The sequence below is a fragment of the Martelella sp. FOR1707 genome (assembly GCF_053484265.1).
Window position 1 is genome coordinate 1 of sequence record NZ_JBAKFP010000017.1, and the last position, 1,136, is coordinate 1,136.

Annotated in this window: 1 protein-coding gene; it reads left to right on the plus strand. The window is 55.7% G+C overall.

The window, feature by feature from the left end:
• Window positions 1-9 precede the first annotated feature (9 nt).
• A protein-coding gene (locus tag V6765_RS24055) for an IS3 family transposase (RefSeq protein ID WP_448433128.1) occupies window positions 10-1,097 on the plus strand; the annotation gives its coding sequence in 2 pieces (ribosomal slippage) (window positions 10-271 and window positions 271-1,097; 1,089 coding nt in all).
• Window positions 1,098-1,136: the final 39 nt, after the last annotated feature.

The window sequence follows — 1,136 nt, forward strand, 5'->3', positions numbered from 1 at the left end:
GAGATTTAGATGAAGAAGAGCCGATTTAGCGAAGCCCAGATCATGTCCGTGTTGCGCCAGGCGGAAGGTGGCATGCCGGTGCCAGAGCTTTGCAGGGAACATGGCATCAGCACCGCCAGTTTTTACAAGTGGCGTGCGAAGTATGGCGGCATGGACGCCTCGATGATGAGCCAGATGAAGGCTCTGGAAGACGAGAACCGACGATTGAAACGGATGTATGCGGATTTGAGCATGCAAGCCGATCTGCTGAAGGAGGCTCTCGGAAAAAAATGACAGGGCCATCTCAGCGCCGGGAGCTGGCCGTCAAAGCAGTGGCGCAACGTGGTGTGAGCATCGCGCTTTCATGCAGGACGTTTGGCGTCAGCGAGACCTGTTATCGGTATAGCCCTCAGCGCAATGCCGACAACGAAAAGATCGCCGATCTGTTGCTTGGGCTTGTGAATGTGAAGAAGACGTGGGGTTTCGGTCTGTGTTTCCTGCACCTGCGCAATGTCCAGGGTCATCACTGGAACCACAAACGCGTCTACCGCATCTACCGTGAGCTTGAATTGAACCTCAGGATCAAGCCTCGTCGACGGTTGAAGCGGGAGAAGCCGGAGAAACTGGCGGTGCCAGATGCACCGAACATGGTCTGGTCGATGGACTTCATGGCGGATCGTCTGGCGGACGGCCGCCAGTTCAGGCTTTTGAATGTATTGGATGACTTCAACCGCGAGGGACTGGGCATTGAGGTCGACTTCTCGCTGCCGGCCGAGCGGGTCGTGCGCAGTCTGAACCAGATCATAGAATGGCGGGGCAAGCCGCTGGCGATCAGGGTTGATAACGGCCCGGAATACGTCAGTTCAACGCTCACCGAATGGGCCGAAACCCAAGGGAACGCATTGAATTACATCCAACCCGGCAAGCCTCAGCAGAACGCCTATGTCGAGCGCTACAATCGAACGGTTCGGCATGAATGGCTTGATCTGTATACTTTTGACAGCACAACGCAGGTGCAGGAGATCGCCACGGAGTGGCTTTGGACATATAATCACGAACGGCCCAACATGGGCATTGGCGGCATCACACCCGCTCAGAAACTGAAAATGGCCGCGTGAATTCTACCGCTGAACCCCGTTAAAACGGGGAGGATTACC